This is a genomic window from uncultured Bacteroides sp. (assembly GCF_910578895.1).
Classification (GTDB): Bacteria; Bacteroidota; Bacteroidia; order Bacteroidales; family Bacteroidaceae; genus Bacteroides.
Window position 1 is genome coordinate 1 of the sequence record NZ_CAJTSC010000104.1, and the last position, 3,141, is coordinate 3,141.

Annotated in this window: 3 protein-coding genes; 1 reads left to right on the top strand and 2 read right to left on the bottom strand. The window is 41.4% G+C overall.

All coding sequences use genetic code 11. From position 1 onward, the window contains the following. Nucleotides 1–173: 173 nt before the first annotated feature. On the top strand, nt 174–707 hold the full coding sequence (locus QZ327_RS14270) for a hypothetical protein (RefSeq protein ID WP_294620384.1): 534 nt from the start codon (nt 174–176) through the stop codon (nt 705–707). A 334-nt stretch (nt 708–1,041) separates the two neighbouring features. Here QZ327_RS14270 and QZ327_RS14275 read toward each other — a convergent pair whose 3' ends face one another. Both QZ327_RS14275 and QZ327_RS14280 read right to left on the bottom strand, forming a co-directional pair. Then, the gene (locus QZ327_RS14275; RefSeq protein WP_294620385.1) at nt 1,042–1,515 is read right to left on the bottom strand and encodes a hypothetical protein; all 474 of its coding nucleotides are present in this window, start codon (nt 1,513–1,515) and stop codon (nt 1,042–1,044) included. 28 nt (nt 1,516–1,543) lie between these two features. Next, entirely contained in the window at nt 1,544–2,782 is a 1,239-nt protein-coding gene (locus tag QZ327_RS14280) for an ATP-binding protein (RefSeq protein WP_294620387.1), read from the bottom strand. Nucleotides 2,783–3,141 lie beyond the last annotated feature (359 nt).

Consider the following 3,141-nt stretch of genomic DNA (forward strand, 5'->3'; position numbering starts at 1 on the left):
CTGTCTTTGCGAAAAGATGGATAGTGTTCCGTCATTGTTCTGAATTATATCGAACGGACGTTATTTAAATGAAAGAGCCGTGATGCGGCTTGATGTTTTAGGTTGCCTGTTTCTTCATCTGTTCCTTTTATTTATATATTTGCAGGAAAATACGAATTAAAGCGATAAGAACCATGTTTATTAAAGCGTTACGCATTGTTGTGATTTTGGCTGTGCTCGTCTTGGGCACTACGGGGTATGTGATTTCCGAGAAGACACTGGCGGCCTGGTGGATACCCGTCGGTGTGGCGGTGGCGGCAGGCATGTTGACCCTTCCTCTCTACCGCAAATGGATATGGCTGACGACCATGGAAGAGAGAGTCGTGAATGTGTTGTGCCATTTGATAGGTGTAGGTTCCATCTGTTACGGAGCATTTCTTATAGGCAACTATTTGTTGGCGGATGACGATTCCGTGCATGATGTGACGGTGACCGTACTCGATAAGCGCATGGAACAGCATGAAAAACGGCGCAGGGTAGGCAAACACCGATATGTGCCCGATGGCATGCGCTATGAATATTATCTTCAGGTAGCTTTCGATAACGGGGCGGTGGAGACCTTGCACGTCTCGCGCGCCGCTTATCAGAAAGCACGGAAAGGAAAGCCTAAAGTGCTCTCTTTAAGCCAAGGCGGGTTCGGGCTGCCGGTCATAAAGAAGGGGATATAGTTGCCGGTTTCGTTTGTATATGGATATAATTCCATTCTATTTGTCTCGGTTGGACTGAACCATGTAAACCAGTATAAAACAGGCATAAACTCAGAGAGTTACCTTTTGGGGTAACTCTCTGAGTTTTTTGGTGATCCGCCTGGAGTCGGCTAATATCGTTGTAACTAAGTTGTTTTCAGAATATTGTAATGTCGTTCTCTCCGTTGTTCACGAATTGCACACGGCATCATTTCAATGTTCTTCCCCATTGTTTCTATTGGGTTAGTACAAAGATAACAATTTTATTCAATATATCAGCTTTACTAGTTTCTAATTCTCATCACCTGTTATGTAGTTATAAGTTATAAAATTTTTGTATCTCATTTCGACTTTGCATTAAGTTTAATAATATGTCATCCTTACTTAATTTGGATTTATGACCGCACATATCCTGTCTTATCTCAAGTATTAGTTTAAGCCATACATCCATCATCAATTTAATATCCCCAGGATGGTTAGTAGAGACGTCAAAGAAATTATTAAATGCATAAAATACACTATCAGAGCCATAAAGTAGTATATCCCTTTTTAAATCAACCATCTTCTCAGCCCAATCATCATCTGAAGTTTTTCCTGCTTTTACCGTTTTTAAGATATTGAAGAATAACGTTACTATTCCAGCATAAGCAAGATATTTCTTTTCAGATAATTGATTTTCCATAATTTTAATTCGTTCCGTTTTTCGGTGTATGATATAACCCATGAAGGCTACTACCGCTGGAACTAAAACGGCTAAAATTGCTAATATTAAATCTTTATTATCATTCATATATTCTTAAGTACTTAAACAGATGATTTCAAAACTGGTTAATACGAGTAATCACAATATTAGTATCTTTCCATTCGATAGTTCCTTCTTGCGAGTTGGTGATTACAAGCAAGTTGTCGCAGTGGAGTTCTTCGGCGGCTTCTGCGAGGGCGTCGAGTTCGCGTTTGCGGGTTTTCTCGGAAGTCATGTCGTAGCAGACCTGAATTAGTTGCTCTACTTTTATGCCTTTACGGGTAACAAAATCTATCTCTTTATCGTTGCGGGTGCGGTAATAGAATAGCGTTTGACCGGGGGTATAGCCGCGACGTAGAAGTTCCACAAATACTTGATTTTCCAACAGGCGGCCGAGGTTCTCACTGAGATTAAAAGCTGTGCTTTGCACAAAACCATTGTCAACGACATATACCTTTTTCGGCGCCTTATTCATCAGTTTCAGCCTGTTGTTGAAGCGCGGCAAATAGAAGAACAGGTAAGGCTCATTAAGATAATCGCAGAATTTCTTTGTAGTTGCAACACTTGACAATCCCAGTTCTCCGGCAAGTTCGTTGGCTGAAATCGGATTGCAAAAATTTGACAACAAATAAGTAGCAAGGTTGTATAAGTCGGTCGTATTCCTCACGTTGTGGCGTTTGGCGACATCTTTCAGCAAGATTGAATCAAACAGCGTGGAAAGATAACTCTTGGTGATGCTACGAGCCGAGATAGTTTCAGGATACCCGCCGTTTCGCATATAGTCATCTGCCAGCACTATTGCCTGTGCCGCCTGTTCCTCGCGGTCCGGGCTGATATTTTTCCACCTCATGGTTTCATCAAGGCTGAAAGGCAACATTTCAATCTGGAGATAACGGCCTGTCAGCACTGTCGCCATTTCGCTGCTCAACATATTGGCATTGCTTCCTGTGATTATCAGATTCTTTCCCCGGCGATATAGCTTACTTACCCACAAATCCCAATCCGGCAGATTCTGAATTTCATCAAGCAGCATAAAATCATAATCAGGATAGACATCATCAAGAGCCGACATTGCCAGATCCTCGTCCCATTTTTCAAGCAATTGATTATCGTCAAAATTGAGGTAGGCAAAATTCTTACCTTGCAACATCAGCAGGGCAAAAACAGATTTACCTACGCGACGAGGACCGGTTATAAGTTTGATAAGCGGGTTCTGCAAAAGTTCGTCAGCGTCATACTTGGTATGGCGTTGCTGATAAGGGCGCGACAACAATTCGTCGCGCTCCGCCCGCTGATTGAGTATTGTTGTTTTCATTACAGTCTGTTTTAGACCGTAAATATAACGAATTTTATTCAATTAAATCGCTGTACTGAATAAAATAAGGTTTTTTTATTCAACGCACTTTATGTGATTGGCCAAAAAACAAAAATAGCGTGCTAATCATAGTCCAAAAGTGAAGGTTCTGGTAAGCCTATGTAAGAGGACGTGACAGCACGCTATGCTTGTGCATAGCATAACTTTCACGCATTTGCTCTTACAAGTTCCAACGTACCAGATTTTCACTTAAACAAGATGCGGTGTTATGTTATGGATATCGTGATATACAATTGGCTCTCCAATTGGAAAATCCACTCAAAGTAGTCCCCTTAATTCACAGCAATTTGACCCCTGTT

Coding starts and splice junctions, on each gene's coding strand:
- QZ327_RS14270 (WP_294620384.1), top strand. CDS start 174: ATGTTTATTAAAGCGTTACGCATTGTTGTGATTTTGGCTGTGCTCGTC.
- QZ327_RS14275 (WP_294620385.1), bottom strand. CDS start 1,515: ATGAATGATAATAAAGATTTAATATTAGCAATTTTAGCCGTTTTAGTT.
- QZ327_RS14280 (WP_294620387.1), bottom strand. CDS start 2,782: ATGAAAACAACAATACTCAATCAGCGGGCGGAGCGCGACGAATTGTTG.